Annotated in this window: 17 protein-coding genes; 9 read left to right on the forward strand and 8 right to left on the reverse strand. The window is 36.2% G+C overall.

Annotation, left to right across the window (positions count from 1 at the left end; all coding sequences use genetic code 11):
* Positions 1–23: 23 nt before the first annotated feature.
* Together B3I52_RS02545 and B3I52_RS02550 are read right to left on the reverse strand one after the other, a co-directional pair.
* Positions 24–1,187, reverse strand: coding sequence for a M14 family zinc carboxypeptidase (locus tag B3I52_RS02545; RefSeq protein WP_293298292.1), 1,164 nt, complete (start codon positions 1,185–1,187; stop codon positions 24–26).
* Positions 1,188–1,329: 142 nt separating this feature from the next.
* Positions 1,330–4,227 carry a S9 family peptidase gene (locus tag B3I52_RS02550; protein WP_293298294.1) on the reverse strand — a complete coding sequence of 966 codons (2,898 nt, stop codon included), beginning with the start codon at positions 4,225–4,227 and terminating at the stop codon, positions 1,330–1,332.
* Positions 4,228–4,403: 176 nt separating this feature from the next.
* Between B3I52_RS02550 and B3I52_RS02555 the strand changes: the two genes are divergently transcribed.
* Positions 4,404–4,772, forward strand: coding sequence for a putative zinc-binding protein (locus B3I52_RS02555; protein WP_293298296.1), 369 nt, complete (start codon positions 4,404–4,406; stop codon positions 4,770–4,772).
* A 73-nt stretch (positions 4,773–4,845) separates the two neighbouring features.
* Here B3I52_RS02555 and B3I52_RS02560 read toward each other — a convergent pair whose 3' ends face one another.
* The 4 genes from B3I52_RS02560 to B3I52_RS02575 all read right to left on the reverse strand — a co-directional run bounded on the left by B3I52_RS02560 (position 4,846) and on the right by B3I52_RS02575 (position 9,894).
* Positions 4,846–5,391, reverse strand: coding sequence for a GNAT family N-acetyltransferase (locus tag B3I52_RS02560; RefSeq protein ID WP_293298299.1), 546 nt, complete (start codon positions 5,389–5,391; stop codon positions 4,846–4,848).
* A 117-nt stretch (positions 5,392–5,508) separates the two neighbouring features.
* Positions 5,509–7,302, reverse strand: coding sequence for a membrane protein insertase YidC (gene yidC / locus B3I52_RS02565; protein ID WP_293298301.1), 1,794 nt, complete (start codon positions 7,300–7,302; stop codon positions 5,509–5,511).
* 17 nt (positions 7,303–7,319) lie between these two features.
* Positions 7,320–8,939 carry a CTP synthase gene (locus B3I52_RS02570; protein WP_293298303.1) on the reverse strand — a complete coding sequence of 540 codons (1,620 nt, stop codon included), beginning with the start codon at positions 8,937–8,939 and terminating at the stop codon, positions 7,320–7,322.
* A gap of 253 nt (positions 8,940–9,192) precedes the next feature.
* Complete coding sequence (locus B3I52_RS02575) at positions 9,193–9,894, reverse strand: SDR family oxidoreductase (RefSeq protein WP_293298306.1); 702 nt, start codon at positions 9,892–9,894, stop codon at positions 9,193–9,195.
* A gap of 212 nt (positions 9,895–10,106) precedes the next feature.
* On the opposite strand from B3I52_RS02575, the gene B3I52_RS02580 reads away from it, so the two are divergent.
* From B3I52_RS02580 to mgtE, 3 genes are read left to right on the forward strand one after another with little or no spacing between them, the layout of a single operon-like run.
* A complete protein-coding gene (locus B3I52_RS02580; protein ID WP_293298309.1) occupies positions 10,107–10,733 on the forward strand; it encodes a hypothetical protein in 627 nt (208 codons plus the stop codon).
* A 23-nt stretch (positions 10,734–10,756) separates the two neighbouring features.
* A complete protein-coding gene (locus tag B3I52_RS02585) occupies positions 10,757–11,422 on the forward strand; it encodes a DUF3307 domain-containing protein (RefSeq protein ID WP_293298312.1) in 666 nt (221 codons plus the stop codon).
* A gap of 29 nt (positions 11,423–11,451) precedes the next feature.
* The gene (mgtE, locus tag B3I52_RS02590; RefSeq protein WP_293298314.1) at positions 11,452–12,801 is read left to right on the forward strand and encodes a magnesium transporter; all 1,350 of its coding nucleotides are present in this window, start codon (positions 11,452–11,454) and stop codon (positions 12,799–12,801) included.
* Positions 12,802–12,926: 125 nt separating this feature from the next.
* Here the strand turns inward: mgtE and B3I52_RS02595 are convergent, their stop codons facing one another.
* Positions 12,927–13,337, reverse strand: coding sequence for an organic hydroperoxide resistance protein (locus B3I52_RS02595; RefSeq protein WP_293298317.1), 411 nt, complete (start codon positions 13,335–13,337; stop codon positions 12,927–12,929).
* Between the two features lie 167 nt (positions 13,338–13,504).
* Positions 13,505–15,661, reverse strand: coding sequence for an FUSC family protein (locus B3I52_RS02600; protein ID WP_293298319.1), 2,157 nt, complete (start codon positions 15,659–15,661; stop codon positions 13,505–13,507).
* Positions 15,662–15,819: 158 nt separating this feature from the next.
* Between B3I52_RS02600 and B3I52_RS02605 the strand changes: the two genes are divergently transcribed.
* From B3I52_RS02605 to B3I52_RS02625, 5 genes are read left to right on the forward strand one after another with little or no spacing between them, the layout of a single operon-like run.
* The gene (locus B3I52_RS02605; RefSeq protein WP_293298321.1) at positions 15,820–16,938 is read left to right on the forward strand and encodes a serine hydrolase domain-containing protein; all 1,119 of its coding nucleotides are present in this window, start codon (positions 15,820–15,822) and stop codon (positions 16,936–16,938) included.
* A gap of 27 nt (positions 16,939–16,965) precedes the next feature.
* Positions 16,966–18,528 (forward strand): N-acyl-D-amino-acid deacylase family protein, encoded by a 1,563-nt coding sequence (locus B3I52_RS02610; protein WP_293298323.1) that lies wholly within the window; start codon positions 16,966–16,968, stop codon positions 18,526–18,528.
* Positions 18,529–18,531: 3 nt separating this feature from the next.
* A complete protein-coding gene (locus tag B3I52_RS02615; RefSeq protein WP_293298326.1) occupies positions 18,532–20,160 on the forward strand; it encodes an N-acyl-D-amino-acid deacylase family protein in 1,629 nt (542 codons plus the stop codon).
* Between the two features lie 36 nt (positions 20,161–20,196).
* Positions 20,197–20,949, forward strand: a complete 753-nt coding sequence (locus B3I52_RS02620) for an aspartate/glutamate racemase family protein (protein WP_293298329.1) — start codon at positions 20,197–20,199, stop codon at positions 20,947–20,949.
* Complete coding sequence (locus tag B3I52_RS02625; protein WP_293298332.1) at positions 20,942–22,507, forward strand: N-acyl-D-amino-acid deacylase family protein; 1,566 nt, start codon at positions 20,942–20,944, stop codon at positions 22,505–22,507. The genes B3I52_RS02620 and B3I52_RS02625 overlap by 8 nt, the downstream gene beginning before the upstream one ends.
* Positions 22,508–22,510 lie beyond the last annotated feature (3 nt).

Consider the following 22,510-nt stretch of genomic DNA (forward strand, 5'->3'; position numbering starts at 1 on the left):
TAGGTTTATTTTGTGCGTTGAATTTAGTGTTTTTGCAGTAATTCTCCGTTTTTAAACGCTAAAATTATTTGGCCTTCTGTTAATAATTCGAAATCTGCTGTTTTATTGAACAATATATTTCCTCTTAATTGACAATTATGAGCATCATATACTTTGTAAGCGTCGCAGAAACTTAAATCTCCAATATCTTGTATGCTATAAGTTTTGTACGTACTCCGTCCGTCACTATTTGGATATTCCTCGTAATTAATGCCAACACTTACTTTTATGCCATCTAAAATAAGGTTGTTAATCATGAGGTGAAAAATTTGCTTGTTATTTTGAGGAATGGCAAAATAATTTTCAGTGTGTTGTTGCTCGTAACTTTTGCTTGCAATAGAAAGTAATCCCGATAGGATGGAAGCAAAATAATATTTTCTGATTTGTTGCTTTTCTGGATCGTCTTGGTAGCCTCCGGCCTCAATTAAAATGGTAGAAGTTCCGGCATTTTGAAAATTATCGCCAAATGCCCTTGGTTCGTATTCGTCATTAAATAAACCAATTTGGTTTGGTAGTACCTGATTTAGCTCTTTAAACATGTCTGCAATAACCAACATCGCATTTTTACGTGCATCGTTTACAGCAAGTGCCTTGTTAAACGCAGGTGCTAAATAAGAAAGTGTAGCAGGTTTTAAGGTTTCATCAACGCTCCATAAGGTAACTTGATCATGCAAATTGAAACCAAAATGAGGTTCAAAATTGTTTCTGGTTTGTTTTAAAATTTTAGCTTCTGGGCTAACAGTTTGTATAAAATCCCTATTAATATCTATCTGTTGTGCATTTCTTCTGGTAAACCTAGCTGCGCCATCAGGGTTAACCATTGGTATAAAAAGCAATTCACATTTTTCATTAATAAGCCGTACCATTTCATGGCCTTGTTGTAAAAAATTAAACAAATCGAACAATGCCATGGTTCCTGTGGCTTCATCGCCGTGCATTTGGCTCCATAACATTACCCTAGTTTTGCCATTTCCCCACTTTACAGCGTTGATACTTTTGCCTTTTACAGAACTGCCAAGCTGCTCAATTGTAAACTCAGCAGGCAATTGATTAATTAAAGGAACAATATCTTCATGCTTGAAAAAACGATTGTTTAGTGCTTTTTCTTCAAAAGTAGAGTAATTGGAAAATATTGATGGAATGCTCATTTTTTTTGGTATAAAAATACCGCCATTCCTATTGGAACTTAGTGGAATGGAGAAATCTTTAAACTGTTTTATCTAAAGATTTCTCGACTTCACTGCGTTCCGCTCTAAATGACGGCTAATATATTGTTTACTGCTAAACTGATTAAGGTTTTTCGTCAGTTAATTCAAAGCCCCAAGTTTTCCCTTTTTCGGTGGCAGGTATGCCGCCTACCATCCAAACTGGTGCTCTGGCGTCTTTCAAATAATAATCGAAGAACTGTTGTTCGCGAATTTGAATATCTTTTCTGTTCTGACGTTGTACCAAGTTGTGGGCTTCATTATTGTAATTTAACAACCATACTGGTTTACCTAAGCGTTTTAAGCCTGTAAACATTTCAATACCTTGGTACCATGGCACAGCACCATCAGCATCATTTGCCATTACTACCACAGGAGTGTTCACTTTAGGGAAGTTAAACAAAGGTGAGTTTTGAATATACAATTCGGGTTTTTCCCATAAGGTTGCACCAATTCTACTTTGTGTTTTTTCGTATTGGAACTGACGGTTCATGCCGCTTTCCCAACGAATACCACCATAAGCCGAAGTCATGTTAACTACTGGTGCACCTGCCCAAGCAGCAGCATACATATTGGTTACAGTAATTAAATGGGCCACTTGGTAACCTCCCCAGCTTTGCCCCTGAATGCCAATTTTATCGCCATTTACCCAACTGTTTTTCTTTAAATGTGCTACACCAGAATTGATAAATTCTTCTGCAGATTTGCCCGGGTGGCCAATTTCGTAGCTAATATCTGGTGCAAAAACCAAGTAACCGTTGCTTACGAAGAAAGGAATATTTAAACGCGATGGCGTAGGAGCAGGGGCTTGATAGGTGTACAAACCATCAGAAAGTTTTTCATAGAAATACACAATCATTGGATATTTCTTGTTAGGATCAAAATCTTCTGGTTTGTATAAAATACCTTGAGATTTATAGCCTTTTGGTGTTGTCCAATTTACCAATTCGGTAGTGCCCCAATTGTAGTTAGCTTGTTGCGGATTGGTACTGCTTAACTTAGTTGCCGTTTTAAAATCCTTAGAAATGTAAACATCTGGCGATTTGATATAGCTCCCTTTATCATAGATAAATAAATTGGCGTCTTTAGCTTTAACCAACGAAGAAAATTTTGCTTTTTCCATAGTTAACTGCTCTGGTAATTTGTTGTCGTTTATCGCTTTGCGGAAAATGCCATTTTCTTTGGTAAGGTTATTAAAACCATCGAAATAAAGCACTTCATTTTTCTTGAAGAAGCGTTCATCGCTGTTGCCACCCGTATTTCTAAAACCACCTGAAATTCGGTCAGAGCCTATGTTTATACGCTCTACACGAAGCGTGATATTGTTTGAACGCCCAAAGCCGATGGTTACATTTTTAGGTGCTGACTTACCATCGGGAGAAAAAGCCCAAACATCGTAACGATCGTTAATTAAAACTAGTTTATCGTCTTCGGTCCAGCCGGCAATTCCGTAGTTTCTTGCATAATCTGGAACGTCGTTTTCTTCATCGGCGAATTTTACCGACATGTTGTTATTTAGCAAAGTGATTTTACCAGTAGCCACTTGGTAGGTGTACCAGTTGCCATTTTCATTGTTAAAATAAAGTACATAATTTCCGCTTGGAGAAGCCATTGCTTGACCATTTAACCCTTCGATAATTTTTTTACGGCTACCATTTTTTACATCAACCAAATAAATATCTCTTTTGGTACTACCAGTCCATTGTTGTGCTGCTCTGTTGCCAAAATCTGTAGAAGCCAATACATAACTTGCATTGCCTTCGTCAACTAATGAGGCATCTGGTAATTTTACATCAGTTAACGGGATAATTTTAGGATCAGCACTGTAAACGTCAATTACACTCAAATAACTTCTTTTGGGTTCTCTATCAGCATTTTTCAACTGCATAGTTTGCAAATAATCGTCTTTATAGCCCCAAATATCTAGTTTCGCATTTTCGAAGTCTATCAACGTAGTATCTTTTGGTTTCTTTTCTGGTGCAATACCAAAGAACAATTTAGCTCCATCTTTGCTAAAATTTAATCTTCCATCTGCGCTAATGGCATATTTAGCTGGCAAACCAGGAGTTTCATTATCAACCAAAACTTGTGCAGTATCTAACGATAATGAATTGTAGTAAATGTTGTAATCCTTGATTTCTTTTTTCTCTGGGTCGGTTTCACCTAGAAATGCTAAATGCTCACTTTCATCATCAAAAGTAAAACCTTTGAAATTGCCTTTGTCTTTTACCAAGGTTTTTAATGTCCATTTCTCAGTATTTAATAAAAATACACCGTGTTTAGCATCTTTGTCTTTTTTAGAGCCTGAAGAGGTAAAAACCAATTGTTTTCCGTCTTTGCTAAACTCGTATCCGGTTACATATTTGTAAGTTTTTTCAATGCCTGTAACCAGGTTTTTAACAATTAAGTCTGTGCCTTCTTTGCTTGCACTAGCACCGTTAGCGGGCTCATCGGCAAATAAGTTGTTATCTTTTTTTTCTGGCGCAGCCGATGGAGATTTTGCTTTCTTAGCACTATCTAACGGTTTTTCTAAATTATAGGCAATAATAGCTGCACCTTTATCTGGAAATGAAAACGACTTAACCCGAGGAACTTTGGTTACATTTAAGGTGGTTAAATTAACAATAGCTAAAGTATCTTTGGTTTGTTCATCAGCTTTCTTTTTCTTTATTTTGGCCATTCTAACGTCCTTAAACAAAGGTTTAATGGTTAATGCCGCAAATTTCGAATCGTTACTGAACGATAGGTTTGTTCCTCTGGCTACGGTAAGTTTACGACCAATAGGAGCAATTGTTTCTTGAAAATAGAGATTTGCATCACCTTCTTGTACGCTAACAATAAAGCTAGCCCACATACCATTATTGGTTAACTGTTTACTACCTACAGCTTGCCAACCATCGTAAACACTGTGGTCTAAAGGCTTTTTTTGTGCAAAAACAGCACTGCTGAATAGTACAAAATACAAAAAGAGTTTCTTTTGCATGAGATTTTTATAAATACTTTTAAGTTGTTGGTTAAATTGTTTTAAAAATCGAAATAATAGCGTGTTAAAGCAAATTTTAAGATAAATATTACAATAAATGAAATGTGTTTAGGTTTACATTTCATTTCTAAAATAATACAAGATATATTTGTCTTTTATTTTGATATGCTTTACAGATGGATTTGAAAACAGAAGAAAAACCCATAGTTTATTCTTGTTCGGGCTGTTCTAATGCGGCACAAATGGCAAATTATATGGCGGTTCGTTTAGATAGAAATAATGTTGCCGAAATGTCGTGCATTGTTGGGGTAGGTGGCAATGTTAAGAAACTGGTAAAAACGGCCCAATCGGGGCGCAAGATGGTAGTGATAGACGGTTGCCCTTTGGCATGTGCGAAAGCTTGTTTGGATAACCATGGCCTAAAGCCTGATTTGCACATGGATTTATCTAAAGTTGGCGTAAAGAAAAAACAACACGAAGACTTTGACAAAGCACAAGCGGATGAATTGTTAGTGACATTAGAAAATCAAATTAGACAATTGTAATTTGATATAAAAAAGCCTGTGAGTTTTTTAAAACCTCTGTATAAAAGAGATAAGAAAAGTGTCATATTCATTGCTAATTTTTAATTGCAAATTCGCTTCTAAGTAGCGAGTAACAAATCGAATCTTCGAAGTTGTTATTTTCAAAATAGTCTTTACGCATTACACCTTCTTTGGTAAATCCATACTTACTAATTAACCTTAACGAAGGTTCGTTCCATTGGGCAATTAAGGCTTCTACTCTGTTTAAATTCATTTGGTCAAAACCATATTTCAAAACATAGGGTAGTGCTTCTGTCATAAAACCTTTTTGTTTAAAACTATCCTCTTTTAAGAAATAAAATAACTCTGCTCTACTATGTTTTTTATTCCATGTATGAAAACCACAATCTCCAATGGGAAGACGAGTAGTTTTGTCTATTAACAGAAAGAATAAAAACGAAAGTTGATAAGTTTCCATTCCTTTTTGGTGCATCTCTTTATATTTCTGATAACCTTGTTCGTTTAGGCCAAAAAACGCACAAATTTCTTCGGCGGTTTGGGTGTTAAACAAGTGATGTATTAAGGTTGGTGTAATTACTTTTAAGTAAAGACGTGGAGTTTCTAAGATTATTTCATTCATAACTTTATGTAATATTAAAGTGTGTTGCAATATCTTTTGCCAACAAATATAAAATTTGGTTAAACAAAAAAATCCCGCAACTGCGGGATTTTTTAATTATTGTTTTATTGTAATTCGTTATTGTTTTTTCTTCTGGTTAGCCTGTTGTTGTTGCTGACGCATATAATCTTCTAAACGTGCCTGAAAACCAGATTTCTTTTTCTCTACTTTAGGCTTTGCTTTGTTCTCTTGCAAAATAGCATGGATTTTGTCATCATTAACCATCTTTCTAATTAAGAATTGTTGCAAGAAAGTAAGCATGTTGGCTAAGAAGTAGTAATAGTTTAATCCCGATGGATAACTATTTAAAACCCCTAAGAAAATAATTGGCATAATGTAGCCAATGTACTTCATTTGCCCGGTTGCACCAGATATTTGATTATTAAAGTAAGTGTAAATTAAGGTAGAAATAGTCATTAAAATACACATTAAACTTAAGTGGTCGCCTATGAACGGAACATTGAAACCAAAGTTTATAAAGTTATCGTAAGTTGATAAATCTTTCATCCAAAGGAAACTTTCTCCCCTTAACTCGAATAGGTTAGGGAAGAAGAAGAAGAAAGCCATTACAAAAGGTAATTGTAGCAACATAGGCAAACAACCTCCAATTGGATTAACACCCACCTGCTTGTACAGTTTCAAGTATTCTTGTTGTAAAAGGGTAGGGTTGTCTTCGCCAACTTTAGCTTTAATCTCGTCCATTTCTGGTTTTAAAACTCTCATTTTAGCCATAGAAACATACGATTTGTAAGTTAACGGCGACATGGCAAGTTTTAATAGAATGGTAAGCACCAAGATAATTAAACCATAGCCCCAGTTAAAGCCTTCTAAGAAGTTAAATACTGGCAATACTACAAAGCGGTTAATGTATTTTAATGGCCAGTAACCCAAGTCAACTTGTTTTTCTATTTCGTGACCTTGACCTTTTAGTACACTAAATTTATTGGTACCAAAATAAAATTTAAAGTTATAGTTTTGAGCTGCTAACTGGTTAAAAGGCAATTGCATATTAGCACCATACCATTTAATCTTTCCGGGTTCGTTGGTAAACTTTACTTCTAAATCTCCTTTTTCAAACGGTACCGATGGTATAAGTACAGCCGAGAAAAAGTGTTGTTTAAACGAAAACCATTCTATCTTACCTTCGGTAAGTTCTTTTTTCTCGTCTTTATGTAGATCTAAATAATCAGGAGTTTTTTCTACGTATTTAAAGTACGGTGCCGAATGTTCTCGCTCTTTTTTGGCATCTTTTTCTTGTTGTAATAATGTACTTTCCCAGTTTAAACTAATGTTGTTACCTTGTATAATTTGATTAAAACCATTTAGGTTAACATTAAAATCTATATTGTAGCTGTTTGCAGGAATGTTATAAATAAAATCTACATACTTGTCTTCGCTATAGTTGGCACGCATGGTAATGCCGTTATTGGTAGTTGTTGCCGTAAAATACAAGTTATTGGTATTGATAACTTTACCATCTATATTTAGGTTTAACCCAAATTTATTATGGTTGCCATCAAATAAAATTAAAGGTTGTTTTTGATAAGTTTTCTCGTTCTTAAGCTCAACCGATTTAATTTTACCTCCTAAATTAGTAAACGTAATTTTAAAGTTCTCGTTTTCTAAAACAGTTGTTTGCTCTGTTCCGTTAATATTGGCTCCAAAAGGGCCTTTAACGGCAGTTGAGTCGACTGTTTTTACGGGCGTTACTGCCGGTTTTGCTGCTGGGGCAGACTTTAAACCTGCATTTTTAATTGAGTCTTGTACCTGTTGTTCTCTTTTTAATTCGGCTTCTGATGGTTTCATGAAAAACACGCCACCTGCCAAAATAATCATAATCAGGAACAGACCTGTAAATGTATTTCTATCCATTATATTCTATTGTACTTCTATTTTGTTGCTTTCTTTTTAACTTGCTCCATTGCAGCGGCCACAAATTTAATAAAAAGTGGGTGAGGATTAGCAACTGTTGATTTTAATTCTGGATGGAACTGTCCACCTACAAAAAACGGATGGTTTTTAAGTTCTACAATCTCTACCAAATTACTTTCTGGGTTAATGCCCGAAGCAATCATTCCGGCGGCTTCGTATTGCGCCAAGTAAGCGTTGTTAAACTCGTAACGATGACGGTGACGTTCTGAAATGTGCTGTTTGCCATACGCAGCAAAGGCTTTTGTACCTTTTTTAATATCACATGGATATGCACCTAAACGCATAGTACCACCTTTTTCGGTTATATTTTTTTGGTCTTCCATCATATTAATTACCGGATGGGGAGTGTTTTCGTCAATTTCAGTGGTATTTGCACCCGTTAAACCTAAAACGTTTCGACCAAATTCAATTACACAACATTGCATGCCTAGGCAAATACCGAAGAAAGGAACATTATTCTCTCTAACATATTTAATAGCATCAATTTTCCCTTCTATGCCTCTACTACCAAAACCTGGGGCTACCAACACTCCGTCTAAGTGGCCCAATTTTTCTTTTACATTATCTGCAAAAACACTTTCGGACGGAATGTACTCTACACGAACTTTACATTCGTTTTTTGCGCCAGCGTGTATAAAGGCTTCTGTAATAGATTTATAAGCATCTGGCAATTCTACATATTTACCTACTAAGCCTATTTTTACTTCAGAAGTTGGATTTTTTAAACGGCCTAAAAAGTCTTTCCAGCTTTCCATGCTAGGTTCTGCCTTGGTAGGTAGTTTTAGCTTGCTCAATACTGTTTTATCCAATTGCTCTTTGTACATTAATAGAGGTACATCATAAATAGACGGTGCATCTATAGATTCTACCACTGCGTTAATGTTAACATTACAAAACAATGCAATTTTTCTTCTAATATCTTGGCTTATTGGGTGTTCTGTTCTGCAAACCAAAATATCTGGTTGTATGCCATACTCTAACAATGCTTTAACCGAATGTTGTGTAGGCTTGGTTTTTAACTCGCCAGCAGCAGCTAAATAAGGAACTAGCGTTAAATGGATCACTAAAGCATTGTTGTTGCCTTCTTCCCATTTAAACTGACGAACGGCCTCTACAAAAGGCAGCGATTCAATATCGCCTACTGTACCACCAATTTCGGTAATTACAATGTCGTAATCGCCGCTTTCGCCCAAAATGCGCATGTTGCGCTTAATTTCGTCGGTAATGTGAGGCACCACTTGTACGGTTTTACCTAAAAATTCGCCCTGACGCTCTTTGTTGATAACATTCTGGTAAATACGGCCAGTAGTGATGTTATTGGCTTGCGAGGTAGGAACGTTCAAGAAACGCTCATAGTGTCCTAAGTCTAAATCGGTTTCTGCACCATCTTCAGTTACAAAGCACTCGCCATGTTCATAAGGATTTAAGGTTCCTGGATCGATATTGATATAAGGATCGAACTTTTGAATGGTTACTCGGTAACCCCTGGCTTGTAAAAGTTTAGCTAAAGATGCGGAAATGATGCCTTTTCCTAAGGAGGAAGTAACACCGCCCGTAACAAAAATATACTTAGTCATGGATGAATTTTTGGTGCAACAAATACATTTTGCTGCTTTTTGTACGGGATACAAAGGTATGAAAATAAAGTTGTTGTTGCTGCCCTGTTGATAATAAATTTTTTAGCAAGCCAATACATTGACCTACAAATGATAATGCAAAAGCAAGGCTTGTTTATAATTTTTATAAGGATGTATTTTTGTAAAATAGTGCCACAGCTACATAGATTTCTTTGTTTAAAATATTCATTTGTGCAACTGTGGCTTAAAAAAACTATTTAGTTCTAGTTGGTCTTACCTCAATTTTTGAAGGCAATACATTAGGATTTAAGTTCAGTAAATCTACTACCATTTGACCTATGTCTTCGGGTTGTATTTTCCAGCCATCAGCATCGTTAGGTTGATGGCCGTTAAAGTGCGAGGTTACCGAACCGGGCATAATGGTCGTGGTTTTAATGTCGTACTCTCTTAGATCTAACATAGCGGCCTGTGTAAAACCAACTACACCAAATTTAGAAGCGTTGTAACCAGCGCCATTGGCAAAGAAATTAGTGCCTGCTAGGCTAGAGATAGAAATGTAGTAACCTTTATTTGCCTTTAGCTGTGCTACACTGGCTTTCAGCGTATGGAAAACGCCAGTTAAATTGGTGTCAATCATCGCATTCCAATCTTCTAAACTTAATTGGTCTATGGGCGCAAACTTGCCCAAGCCTGCATTGGCAATTACAATGTCTAATTTTCCAAATTTGGCTACAATTTGCGCTACAGCTTTTTCTTCGTCTTCAAAATTTCTTACATCAGCAGCAATGGCTAATACATTTTCGCTGCCCAAGTTGGCTTTTGCTTGCAATACATCTTCTAATTTCCGGCCAGATATGGCCACTTTTACACCAGCTTGCACCAATGCTTTCGCAATACCAAAACCAATGCCTTTTGTTCCGCCTGTAATATAGGCTACTTTAGTATCTAAATTCATCGTTAGTTAAATTTACTTCAAAACTGCAAAATTAGTATGGTTTATATGTGGCTGTTTTGTCAAATAACGTTTAATTAGCTCATTGTGCATTGTGTGAGAATTACTCATTAGCTGTACCCATATTTAAAAATCGGTTCTTTGTCCGATATTCTTAATTATCGGGCATTTAGCCGATAATTTGATTTATCGGCTTTTTTGCCGATATTAGAGTTATGATTGCAGTAATTACAGGAGATATCGTTAATTCGAGAGAGCTACCATCTCTTTGGATAGAGATTTTGAAAGAAGCTTTATCGGCTTTGCCAAAGGAAGATACCAAATGGGAAATTTTTAGAGGTGATAGCTTTCAAATAGAATTGCCTTCGCAACAGGCTTTGCTTACTTCGGTGTATATTAAAGCGTGTATAAAGACTATTAAAGGGGCAGATGTGAGGTTAAGTATTGGTTTAGGTAAGAAAGCAAAAATAGCTACAGCTAAAGTTACTGAAGCTAGCGGAGAAGCTTACGTAAACTCGGGAGAGGGATTTGATGGCTTGAAAAGCAATAAAGTAAACTTAGTGGTAAAAAGCCCATCAGTTGAGTTTGATGAAGATATGAACCTGTACTTTAAATTGGCCTTAATTGCCATGGACAGTTGGAGCCCGATAGCTTCTGAGGTAGTAAAGCAAACCATTGAAAACCAAAATGAAAACCAAGATAAGATTGCGAAAATTTCTGGAAGAAGCCAATCTTCTATTAGCGAAGCACTTAAAAGAGCGCATTTTTCGGAGATAATGGAGCTGGAAAAAAAGTACAGACTGTTGGTAGCTAAAGTTTTTGAGCAATGGAAATCGTATTAATTAAACTTCTTTTAGCTCACATAATGGGTGATTTTTTTCTGCAACCAGATAAATGGGTGGTAGAAAAAGAGCGTATGAAACTAAAATCTAGTAAGTTATATTTCCATGTGGCATTACACTTTGCATTGATATTTCTTGTCTTTTTTTCGTTTGATGTTTGGCTACAAGCTTTAATTATTGGTGTTACCCATTATATAATAGATGCCACTAAGTTACTATTTCAGCAAACTAAAACTAAAAAAGCATGGTTTTTTGCAGACCAAGCATTGCATATTGCTGTAATTATAGTTTGTTGGCTAAGCTTTTACGACGGTGCAACTATAAATTTTAGCTTTTTACAAAACGTTAAATTTTGGCTGTATCTTTTTGGCGGTTTACTATTAACACTACCAACGGCAATTGTTATTAAGGTAGTTATTGCCAGATTTATACCAAGTAAAAATGCTATTTCATTACAAAATGCTGGCAAGTTTATTGGTATTTTAGAAAGGCTACTAATTTATATTTTTGTACTCACCAATCATTTAGAAGCGGTGGGCTTTCTTTTGGCAGCAAAATCAATCTTTAGGTTTGGTAACCTAAAGGAAGGAAATGAGTTAAAACTTACCGAGTATGTTTTAATAGGCACTTTGTTAAGTTTTGGCATTGCTGTGGCGGTAGGTTTAGGTATCACTTCTATTAAATTATAATGAAAAAAATATTTTAACAACGCGTGTCAATGCAATCGTTCGAATTAGATAAAACAGATCTTTCTAAGCTAAATAAAGCCATAAATGGCAATGACCAATTATTGGCCCAAACTTTAGCCGAATACCATGCTTCCGAAATTGCTATTCTTTTCGAAAATATTAATGCTGAGGATAGACAGCGTATCATTAACCTGCTAGAGGTAGAAAAAGCATCAGAAGTAATTGCCGAGATGAGCGAAGAAGCCCATCCAGAAGAGCTTTTGATACAGTTGCACCCCGAAAAAAGAACAGAAATTGTAGAAGAACTGGATTATGATGATGCAACCGACATTATTTCGCAGTTAGATGCAGAAGAACAGCAGGAAATTCTAGAAGATTTAAGCGCAGATGATGCCGAAAGTATCCGGAATTTATTAAGCTACCATGAGGAAACTGCTGGTGGTTTAATGAATACGCAAATGATTAAGGTGAACATTAACCTAACCAAAAAGGATGCGATTGACGAAATTATTAGGCAAAGCGAAGAAATAGAAGAATTTTATACAGTTTTTGTGGTAGATGATGAAAGCTGTTTTAAAGGCATTGTGTCATTAAAAGATATCATCAAGGCAAAAGGTAATGTGAAAATTACCGATATGGTAAACCCCAATGCTGTTTATGTAAAAGCAGATACAGACCAAGAAGAAGTGGCAAAACTATTATCTCAATATAATTTAACGAGTATTCCGGTGGTTGACAAGCATGCGAAGCTATTGGGCAGGGTAACTTTCGACGATGTGATAGACGTTTTAGAAGACGAGAATACAGAAGATATTTTAAAAATATCGGGGGTATCTGAAGATGAAGAATTGGCAGGTAATTGGATAGATGCCGTTAAATCTCGATTGCCTTGGCTGATCATTAACTTGGGAACGGCGTTTTTGGCTTCGGCAGTGATAAGGTATTACGAAAATACACTTGCGCATTTAGCAGTTCTTTCTGCATATATGACCATTATTGCAGGCATGGGCGGAAACGCAGCCACACAGGCATTAGCCGTTACCGTTAGGCGTATTTCGTTATTCGACTTAACAGACCAGCAGGCTTATAGAGCAGTTTTAAAAGAATTTACCGTAGGGATGATTAACGGTGCTGTAACCGGCTTAATTGTATTGGCTTTTGCCTATTTCTTCGATGCCAATTTAATGTTAGGTTTAGTAATTTTTCTGGCCATGACCGGAAATCTTATTATTGCGGGTTTTACAGGTGCCGGTATCCCGTTAATTTTAAAAAGGGTAGGGATAGACCCAGCAATCGCCTCATCTATTATTATAACCACCTTTACAGATGTTTTTGGTTTCTTGCTATTGTTGGGCTTAGCCAGTAAACTTTTGCTGTGAGGAAACGTATTTGTTGCGTTTTAAACTACATAAAGCTGTGAGCAACCTAACAATTTTACTGGTGTTTGGGTTATCACTCTACCACAACAAGTAGCAATTACACTGACCATAGGTTAAAACAAAGACTAAACAGCTGTAGCCCTAGTTGCTATATTTCCTTTTGTAGCTTTAGAATAAGGACAAACAGCATGTGCTTTATCTACTAATGATTGGGCTTTTACCATATCAATACCCGGTATATGCACATCTAAATCTGCCGCAAGAACAAAACTCTTTTCAAGTTTATTAAAAGATATATGCACATTTATAATTGCATTACTGGTATCAATACCTTCAGGCTCGGCAACAGCTTGCAAGGCACCTAAATAGCAAGAACCCCAAGCTGCAGCAAATAGCTGTTCGGGGTTGGTTGCACCACCTTGTCCGCCCATTTCTTTCGGTTTCCTCAAACTAGTTTCAAATATGCCGTCGCTAGATTTTGCATGACCATCTCTACCACCAATAACGGTAACCGTAGCTGTATATATATTTTCCATCTTATTTAATTTGTAGACGCAACAAATAAATGATGGTTTTAGTTTGCTGGCTTATGAACATGGTACTTTTAAAGAGCTACTATTTACAAAGTTGAAGCTCATTAAAACCAATAATGATCCGTTACATTAAAAACGTACAAATATCGACCAATACAGCACTACGCTACTTAAATCTTAATTTTTTCAGTAAGCTTAAAAATATCGTAAGAAACCTTTTGTATCAGATCAAATTGTTCTTCTATCACAATGTCTGTATCGGTTAAAGAAATATCCGTATTGTTCTTTAATCTTATCAAAGGCACATTACTCAAATTGTTGGTTTGCTGTTCTAGGTTATCTCCAGCCTTTTCTAACAAGTAGGTCGTATTGTCGGCAATAGGTCTAATATCCTGATAATCTACATAAATAAAATTATGTTCTTTAATGTACAATGATAAGCTGGCAATGTACGAGGAAAGCAGGTGATTTAACACCGTAAATTGATGAAGCTCTTTAATGTGCACCTGTTTGCTTTTGGGTTCCGAGAACATTCTTTGAAACATCGAAGCTAAATTTGAAGTTTTTACATAAACTTCCTTTCTGGCCAATTTGTAATTGGTAAGATCAAAACCTTTTTCGAAATAGAGCTTGGTTACTTCTTTAAAATACCACTGATTGGATTTAATCATTTCCAACATGGCATCTTTAACTTTTTGGTGTTCCCAATTAGGGAAAAGCGAATAACTGGCCAGCAAAGCAATTCCCGAACCAATTAAGGTATCGTAAATTCTTTCTTTAGCTATAGACATGGTACCCATGCCCAAAAAATTAAAGATAATAAGGATGTATGGAGTCATGAAAAGCACACTAACCACATAATTTTTGCGCTGAAAACTATAACCGGCTATCATGAATAAAATTAAGATAACAAATAAGGTGTTTTTATCGTGGATATAGTGCAATATGCCCATACCAATAAATGCGCCAACAACAGTACCAATAATACGATGGTAGTTTCTTTCTTTGGTTAAGCTAAAGCCAGGTTTAGATATTACCAATATGGTTAGTAAAATCCAGTAGCTGTGCTCAAAATCTAAGCTTCTGGCAGTAACAAAGCCAATAAACATCACAATTGCTACGCGTAGCGAGTGCCTAAAAGTAGAGGAACTGAAGGTAAGGTTGTTTAACAGTAATTTAATGTTAATCTCTTGCGAGGTAACAAACTTGGCTACATCCACATCGCCTTTTTTTATCTTTTTTTGTTCTTTCTTATTAAAATACCTGTTAATGGTTTTTATTCTGGCTACAATGTTCTCAATATTTACTTCAATATTTTTTAGGGCGATAATGCCCAAGGTATTATAATCGTTGCTGCTGCTTTGTTCTAAATCACTTATTTCTTTTCGCAGGTTTACTAAATCGTTCTCCAGGTTGTCGGCAAGGCTAGGTGTGCCACCACTTTTTAAGGCAAAGGCAATATCGTCCAACGAATCCGAAATTTTATTGATCGCCTCTTCATAATGTGCTAAAATCCCAATAGAATCGAACTGTTCGTGCAACTGTTTATAATTGTAGTAGGTTGACATTACCTGCTCAAATAAATCAACCGTATCTGTAAAAACAATAACTAGAAACCTACCTTGTGGGGTAGAATCTCGTACTATTTCTCTGGTTTTAAACAATACCTCCCTAACTTCGTCCTGTTTTTCGTGAACGTTTACTTGCAATTGCAATAAATAGGCGAAATTCTTTTCGTAATTGGTTTTGTGAGAGTAGAATTTAGCCTTTACTCGTAAAAAATTAGCTATCTCAAGTATAGCATCACTCAATGTTTGCTGTGCAAGTCTGTAAGGGCGTAACCGATAAATGAGGTAGCTTAAAGAAGTGTACCAAATACTGCCGATAAAGACCAACATACTATAAAAAATCACTTCCTGCCAAGGCCGTACATCGTCAATACTTAAAATCATAACGAGCAGTACCGATGTGCCTATTGCGGCGGCTCTCGCTCCATAAAGAAACAGCATCGAAAATATAAAGCTAAACGCCACAAGCAAAATACCAATAAAAAGGTCGCTTTTATTGGTAAGGCCAACAATAATGGTTACCAAAAACAACAATGCGGTAGTTACAAACATGGCGTTTCTGCGGTGCTGTATTGGGCCAGGAGAATCTACAATGCTTACACAAAGTGCGCCCAAAGATAGGGTCATGCCATACTGTAGCATGCCAAAATGTGCCATAATTAACGAGGGACACAATACACCAAAAGTAATACGAAGACCCTCTGCAAAATAATTGCTCAGTAAAAAATCTTGTGTATCTCTAATTGGTTTATGAAGCATATACAAAACTAATATTATTTGAGATGGAAAATGTTAAATTTGGACAGAAATGCCGAAAAAACGATGAAGCAATATAATTACATCTATTTTATAAGCTCAAACGGACTATCTAATTAAAAATAACGTCTTAATAAAACACCCCTTTTAATAAAAAGTTAATGAAGAAAATATTTATCGCATTAAGTTGCCTATTTGTATTAGTATCTGCTGGAAAAAAAGAAATCATTATTAGCGCAAAAGCTCAAAAAATAGACTCTGCAATTACTTATTTAAAACTTGTTGAAATTGCAAAAACTAAAACTCCGGCAATACAAATAGCATATTTAAACAATGGCAAAGTAGAACACTATAACTATGGCGTAAAAAGTACAACAACTGCAGAACCTATTGATAGCAAAACCATATTTCAGGCAGCTTCTTTAAGCAAAGTTGTAGCCACTTATGCTTTTTTAATATTGGCTGATAAGGGTTTACTAGATTTGGATAAACCTTTATGGAAATATTACGAGTACGATCGCTTAAAAAATGATCCGAATAAAGAGTTAATGACTGGCAGACACGTATTAACTCACCAAACGGGTTTAGTAAATTGGGAAGCAGCAGCAGGTTCTACCGCTTGGAAAAACAGCGAATTAAAAACAAGGTTTACTCCTGGAACTGATTTCACCTATTCTGGAGAGGCTTACTATTACCTACAATTAGTAGCCGAAAAAATTACAGGTAAAACTTTAGATCAAATTTGTACTGAATATATTTTTAAACCATTTGGGATGAAAAAATCTCATTACACCTTTACCAATGAAATTGGTAAAAACATAACTTTAGCCCACAGAGATGATTTAACTACTTCGGGAAGAGTACAAAAATTTACAGAAGGTAATGACGCTTATACTTTATACACCACAGCAGATGAGTATATGAAATTTGTTATAGAAGGTGTGTTAAATGGCAAAGGCTTATCTAAAAAAATGTACCAAGAATTTCTAACTCCCACAGTAACCACAGCCTTAAAAGGAAAAGAAAAAGAGAAGGATAAATATGTGAAAGGTTGTTTAGGTATTCGCATTCAAGAAAACGAGGCGGGTACTGCATATTGGCACACGGGCTCAAACGGAAGTGCTAAATCTGGTGGTTTTAGGTGTGTATTCTTGGTATATCCAAAAAGCAAAAAGGCCATTACAATATTTACAAATTCAAGCAAAGGAAATACGGCTTTCGTACCTGTTCTTAACCAAATCATGGGCAAAGATCAAACTTATTGGTTCTATAAAAATTAAGTCTATCATTTTTATTAAATAAAATAGATGAAGAAACTATGCTTAACCAACTTGCTCATAATTACTGCAATATTTGGTGCACATGCTCAAAAAATAGATTATCTAATTAAAAACGGCTATGTATTTGACGGTACTGGCGCAGATTCTGTACAACAAGATATAGGTATTTACCAAAATAAAATTGTATTTATAGGTAATAGCAATAAATTGGCTCAACCACCTAAAAAAATAATTGATGCCAAAGGAAAATATATAGCACCTGGTTTTATAGACCCACATACCCATATCGAAAGGTTATTAGATTCTGATGATAAAGAAAAAAGAGCAGCGCTAATATGGTTAAGACAAGGTGTTACCACTGTATTAACAGGTAATGATGGTTATGGTAAAACCAATGTTGGACAAATTTTTAGTAACTGGGAGAAAAACGGTATAGGCCCAAATGTAGCCATGTTTGTTGGTTTTGGCCCAGTTAGAACTGCCGTAGTAGGCGATATGCCAGTGCAACCCACCGAAAAACAAGTACTTGAAATGCAGCAGGTGGTAGAACAAGGCATGAAAGATGGTGCCATAGGTTTTTCTACCGGATTGTCTTACTTGCCGCAAACATTCGCTAAAACACCAGAAATAATTGCCCTTGCTAAAGCGGCTTCCAAATACAATGGCATATACGACACCCACATGCGTGCTCAAAGCTGGCCCAACTCTAAAGGTGCCATCGAAGAGGTATTAGAAATAGAAAAACAGGCAGGTATTAAGGTGCATATTTCGCATATTAAATCTTCTGGACCTATTGCCTTTGGTAAGAGTACTAATATTTTAAAGCTATTAGATGCAGCTCGTAAACAAGGTTCTACAATAGATGCTAGTGTATATCCTTATACAGCTTCTGCCAATGGCTTAAGAGGTTTGTTACCACTTTGGGCTCGTGAAGAGGGTACAGAGAAAATGGTTAAAAACTTTGACGACCCTGTTTCTTTAGAGAAAATTAAAGCAGCAGTTGCTCAAAGTTTAATCAAAAATGGGGGCGGTAAAACTCAATTAATTACTACCCGAAGCAAATCGATGGCAAACCTTAATGGTAAAACCGTAGCCGAGATTGCTAACATGTGGGACGTGCCTGAGGAAGAAGTTATCATCAGAATACTGAAAAGAAATCCAACCATTGGTGTAATATCATTTGGCATGGATGAAGGTGATGTGCTTAATTTTTTGCGAAAACCTTACATTGTTGTGGGTTCAGATGGTACCGACTCTCATCCACGCGGCGCTGGAACTTTTGCTAAAGTAATTAACGAGTATGTTATTCAGCAGAAAATAATGCCCTTAAAAGAAATGATTTATAAATCTACCGGGCTAACTGCTGAAAAATTTAAATTGAAAGATAGAGGAGTAATAAAAGAAGGTGCAATTGCCGACATCGTGATTTTCGATCCTAAAACTTACAAAGCAAATTCAACCTATCAAAACCCAACAGATCTCGCTACTGGCGTACAAGCGGTGTTTGTAAATGGCCAGTTGGTAATTGAAAACGATGTGTACAATGGCAGTCTTGTAGGCAAGGTAATTAGGTATAATAAACAAGAATAAAACATGAAAAAGAAGTCCATTGCATTTGTCCTAATAGCTGTTGCGCTTAGTTTTATAGGAGTAAATTGTAAAAAAAGTAGAACTGATGCTGCATTTACAAACGAAGTTAAAACTACGGATAAAGCTACCGAAGCAGATATTTTGATTAAAAATGGACTTTTATACGACGGTACAAGCAATGAACCATCTATAAAGGATATTGCGATAAAAGACAACATTATCGTTTTTATAGGAACTGCCAATGAAAAAAATGTAACAGCTCAAAAAACCATTGATGCTAAAGGGTTTATCGTTACTCCGGGGTTTATAGATCCGCACACCCATTGTGAAAGTACATTAAACGCCTCAAATTCCATAACCAGAGCAAACCTTTCTTATTTAAGGCAGGGCGTTACCACCATTTTAACCGGAAACGATGGTTATGGTACTATAAATACCCAACAACAACTTTCTAAATGGCAAAATGAAGGCATAGGTACCAATGCAGGCCTATTTGTAGGCTTTGGCGAAGTAAGAAAAGAAGTATTAGGTAGCGACAATGTACAGCCCAGTGTTTTACAATTGGCAACAATGAAAGAATTGGTGGTTAAAGCTATGAAAGAGGGCGCATTTGGATTTTCTACTGCTTTATCTTACTTACCTCAATCGTATTCGCTACGAAAGGGCACCGAGGTAAAAGAACTAGCCAAAGCATCGCAACCTTATGGTGGTGTTTATGATACTCATTTAAGAAGCCAGGGTAGTGGTATAATTGATGCCATTAAAGAAGTTGAAGAAATTAGTGAACATGCTGGCAACCTTAAAGTTCACATTTCGCACATTAAAGTTACGCCAATCTCTAATTTTCATTTGGTAAATGATATTATTGCACAAATGAATAATGCCCGTAGCAGAGGTATTGATATGACGGCAAACGTGTATCCATATTTAGCTTCGGCTGATGGATTAAGTTCTATATTATCTACCTCTTATCGTACTTCCCAGTCGGTATATAACACAAAATATAATAACGCTAACGATAAAAACAACATGCTGAATGCTGTAAACAATTATTTTAATAGCATTGGCGGGAATATCCAAGAAGGTGCAAAAAGAATAGTTGTAGCCGATTCAAATCCCTTATGGAAAGGTAAAAGCATTTATGAAATTGCACAAAATCAAAGTAAAACTGAAGCCAATACCGTTTTAGATATGCTGTACACCAAACTGGGAATCGGCATACATACTTATAGCCAAAGCGAAGACGTGATGAAAGAGTTTTTAAAACAGCCTTTCGTTGTCACTGGGTCTGATGGTGTGAGTAGTCACCCTAGGGCAACGGGCACATTTCCAGAAGTAATAAAAAAGTATGCTGCAGACCAAAATTTGCAATCTTTAGCGCAAGCAATCCACACCTCATCGGGTTTAACTGCCGAAATATTTGGTATAAAAAAGAGAGGCTTTTTGAAAGTTGATAATTATGCTGATATCTTAGTAATAGATTTGGATAAATACAAAGCTAACTCATCGTACCAAGAACCTACTTTATATGCAACAGGTATAAAACATGTTTTCTTAAACGGCAAGCATGTGATAGAAAACGATGTGTACAAAGGCGTTTTAGCAGGGAAATCGCTAAGAAAAAATGAATGATTAATTATTAAACAAAGTTAAAAAGCATAAAGAAATATGATTGGGATAGTAGGTGGGGTTGGACCATTAGCGGGGCTAGATGTTTTTAAGAAAATTATTGAGGAAACTGATGTACAAAAAGATCAGGATCATTTGCCAGTACTCTTAATGTCTTATCCACATTTAATAGTAGATAGAACCGAATATCTTTTAAATAAAATTGATGTTAACCCAGCATATGCACTAGCCGATATTATTAAAAAACTGGCCGATAATGGCGTAACGGCAGCTGCTATTCCTTGTAATACGGCTCATGCGCAGGCTATTTTTTCTGTTGTAGAGCAAGAGTTAGCAAAAAATAAGGTGAACATTAAGCTGTTACATTTGGTAAAAGAAACAGTAAACCAAATCAAGCTAAATGCGCCCAACGCTAAAGTGGCGGTGCTATCTACCACCGGAACTAGAAATACTGGCTTATATAAAAACATCCTCGTTGACGCTGGTTTAACAGTGGTAGAGCCTAGCATCGATTGGCAAAATAGGGTACACGATGCCATTTATGACCCAACGTACGGTATCAAAGCATTCTCATCGCCAGTAAAGGAAAAAGCTGTGCAAGAGCTGCAACAATGTATAGATGTATTGATACAAGAAAACGCTACTCATTTTATATTGGGCTGTACAGAATTACCTTTAGCATTTCCAGAAACATCATATAAAGGAATTCCTTTAATAGACCCTAACAGGATAATTGCTAGAGCATTAATAAGAGAAGTGGCAGCGGAAAAATTAAAAAAACAAGATGCGTAAGATTTACATTACTAAAATAATATTCTTCACTATAGCGATGTTATTTTGCTCATTTAGCAAGTTGTATGCACAAACTAAAGCCCAATACGATATCTATATCAAAAATGCCTGCGTTTTTGATGGTTCTTTAAGCGATTCTACCTTCAGAGATATTGGTTTAAAGGGTGATAAAATTGTGTATTTAGGAAAACCGCTAAAAAAAGTTCTTGCGAAAAAAATTATCGATGCCAAAGGTAAAATTGTAGCGCCTGGGTTTATTGACCCGCACACTCATGCCGATACTGCCTTAAACTCTTTGAAAGCTACTGAACGTGCTAATCTTCCATACTTAAGTCAAGGCATTACTACAGTTTTTCTTGGTAACGACGGCTGGGGTACTTACAACATTAAAACCCAACACGAAAAGTTTAGGAAGGCGGGCATTGGTACTAACGTGGCATCGTTTGTTGGTTTTGGTCCAGTTAGACAAGCAATTTTAGCTAATGATAATAGATTGCCTTCTGCAACAGAAACTGAAAAGATGAAGCAATTAGTAGAAAAAGCAATGAAAGAGGGCGCTATTGGAATTTCCACTGGCTTGTCTTACATCCCACAAAATTTCTCCACCACTGCAGAGCTTATTGAACTGTCGGAAGTAGTTTCAAAATACGGAGGTACTTACGATACGCACATGCGCAACCAAAATACTGGCAGTATTAAAGCTATTGATGAAAACCTTGAAATTGGACGAAAGGCCAATATTCCTATTCATATCTCACACATCAAAGCCAGTGGGCCGGCAGCGCATGGTATGAGTACTGAAATCATCCAACATATAGCACAAGCTAGAAATAACGGGCAGAATGTTACCGCTAGTGTCTATCCTTATTTAGCTGCAGGTGATGATCTTAATATCCTAATTCCAACTTGGGCTAAACGGACGGGTCAAAATCAAATGCTTGCTAATTTTAATCAGCCAGATTCGCTAGTTGTAATTAAGGATTGGATTAATATGCGAATTAAAACGCTCGGTGGTGCCGATAAACTACGTTTGTATTGCCCTAATGACACAAATTATCATGGTAAAACTATTGCTGATCTTGTTGTGAAAACCAACAAACCAGCTAACGATATTGTGGTAGAGGCTTTAACCAAATATCCGGCAATGGAGGTGCATTCCTTTGTAATGGACGAAAACGATTTACTTAATTTTATCACAACCAAGTGGATAGCTACATGCTCTGATGGAGTGCATGGACATCCAAGGGCAGCAGGCTCCTTCGCCAAAAAAATAAGAACGTATGTTTTAGATAAAAAACTGATTTCTATGAAGTTTGCTATATATACCTCAACAGGTTTAACAGCTGATTTTTTCAAGTTAAAGCACAGAGGTTACATAAAGGAAGGCAACTATGCCGACTTAGTAATCTTCGATCCGAAGACGATTAAGGATAACGCCACCTATAGCAATCCATATGAACTTGCTACCGGAATTGATTACGTGATTATTAATGGAAAATCTGCAATTGAGAACGGAAAATACAACAGAAAACTATTAGGAAGAACACTTAAACTATAATTT

Source organism: Pedobacter sp. UBA4863 (assembly GCF_002399615.1).
Lineage (GTDB): Bacteria > Bacteroidota > Bacteroidia > Sphingobacteriales > Sphingobacteriaceae > Pedobacter.

Excerpts from the sequence above, each read along its gene's own strand:
- B3I52_RS02545 (WP_293298292.1), bottom strand. The coding sequence starts at position 1,187 with ATGAGCATTCCATCAATATTTTCCAATTACTCTACTTTTGAAGAAAAA.
- B3I52_RS02550 (WP_293298294.1), bottom strand. The coding sequence starts at position 4,227 with ATGCAAAAGAAACTCTTTTTGTATTTTGTACTATTCAGCAGTGCTGTT.
- B3I52_RS02555 (WP_293298296.1), top strand. The coding sequence starts at position 4,404 with ATGGATTTGAAAACAGAAGAAAAACCCATAGTTTATTCTTGTTCGGGC.
- B3I52_RS02560 (WP_293298299.1), bottom strand. The coding sequence starts at position 5,391 with ATGAATGAAATAATCTTAGAAACTCCACGTCTTTACTTAAAAGTAATT.
- yidC (WP_293298301.1), bottom strand. The coding sequence starts at position 7,302 with ATGGATAGAAATACATTTACAGGTCTGTTCCTGATTATGATTATTTTG.
- B3I52_RS02570 (WP_293298303.1), bottom strand. The coding sequence starts at position 8,939 with ATGACTAAGTATATTTTTGTTACGGGCGGTGTTACTTCCTCCTTAGGA.
- B3I52_RS02575 (WP_293298306.1), bottom strand. The coding sequence starts at position 9,894 with ATGAATTTAGATACTAAAGTAGCCTATATTACAGGCGGAACAAAAGGC.
- B3I52_RS02580 (WP_293298309.1), top strand. The coding sequence starts at position 10,107 with ATGATTGCAGTAATTACAGGAGATATCGTTAATTCGAGAGAGCTACCA.
- B3I52_RS02585 (WP_293298312.1), top strand. The coding sequence starts at position 10,757 with ATGGGTGATTTTTTTCTGCAACCAGATAAATGGGTGGTAGAAAAAGAG.
- mgtE (WP_293298314.1), top strand. The coding sequence starts at position 11,452 with ATGCAATCGTTCGAATTAGATAAAACAGATCTTTCTAAGCTAAATAAA.
- B3I52_RS02595 (WP_293298317.1), bottom strand. The coding sequence starts at position 13,337 with ATGGAAAATATATATACAGCTACGGTTACCGTTATTGGTGGTAGAGAT.
- B3I52_RS02600 (WP_293298319.1), bottom strand. The coding sequence starts at position 15,661 with ATGCTTCATAAACCAATTAGAGATACACAAGATTTTTTACTGAGCAAT.
- B3I52_RS02605 (WP_293298321.1), top strand. The coding sequence starts at position 15,820 with ATGAAGAAAATATTTATCGCATTAAGTTGCCTATTTGTATTAGTATCT.
- B3I52_RS02610 (WP_293298323.1), top strand. The coding sequence starts at position 16,966 with ATGAAGAAACTATGCTTAACCAACTTGCTCATAATTACTGCAATATTT.
- B3I52_RS02615 (WP_293298326.1), top strand. The coding sequence starts at position 18,532 with ATGAAAAAGAAGTCCATTGCATTTGTCCTAATAGCTGTTGCGCTTAGT.
- B3I52_RS02620 (WP_293298329.1), top strand. The coding sequence starts at position 20,197 with ATGATTGGGATAGTAGGTGGGGTTGGACCATTAGCGGGGCTAGATGTT.
- B3I52_RS02625 (WP_293298332.1), top strand. The coding sequence starts at position 20,942 with ATGCGTAAGATTTACATTACTAAAATAATATTCTTCACTATAGCGATG.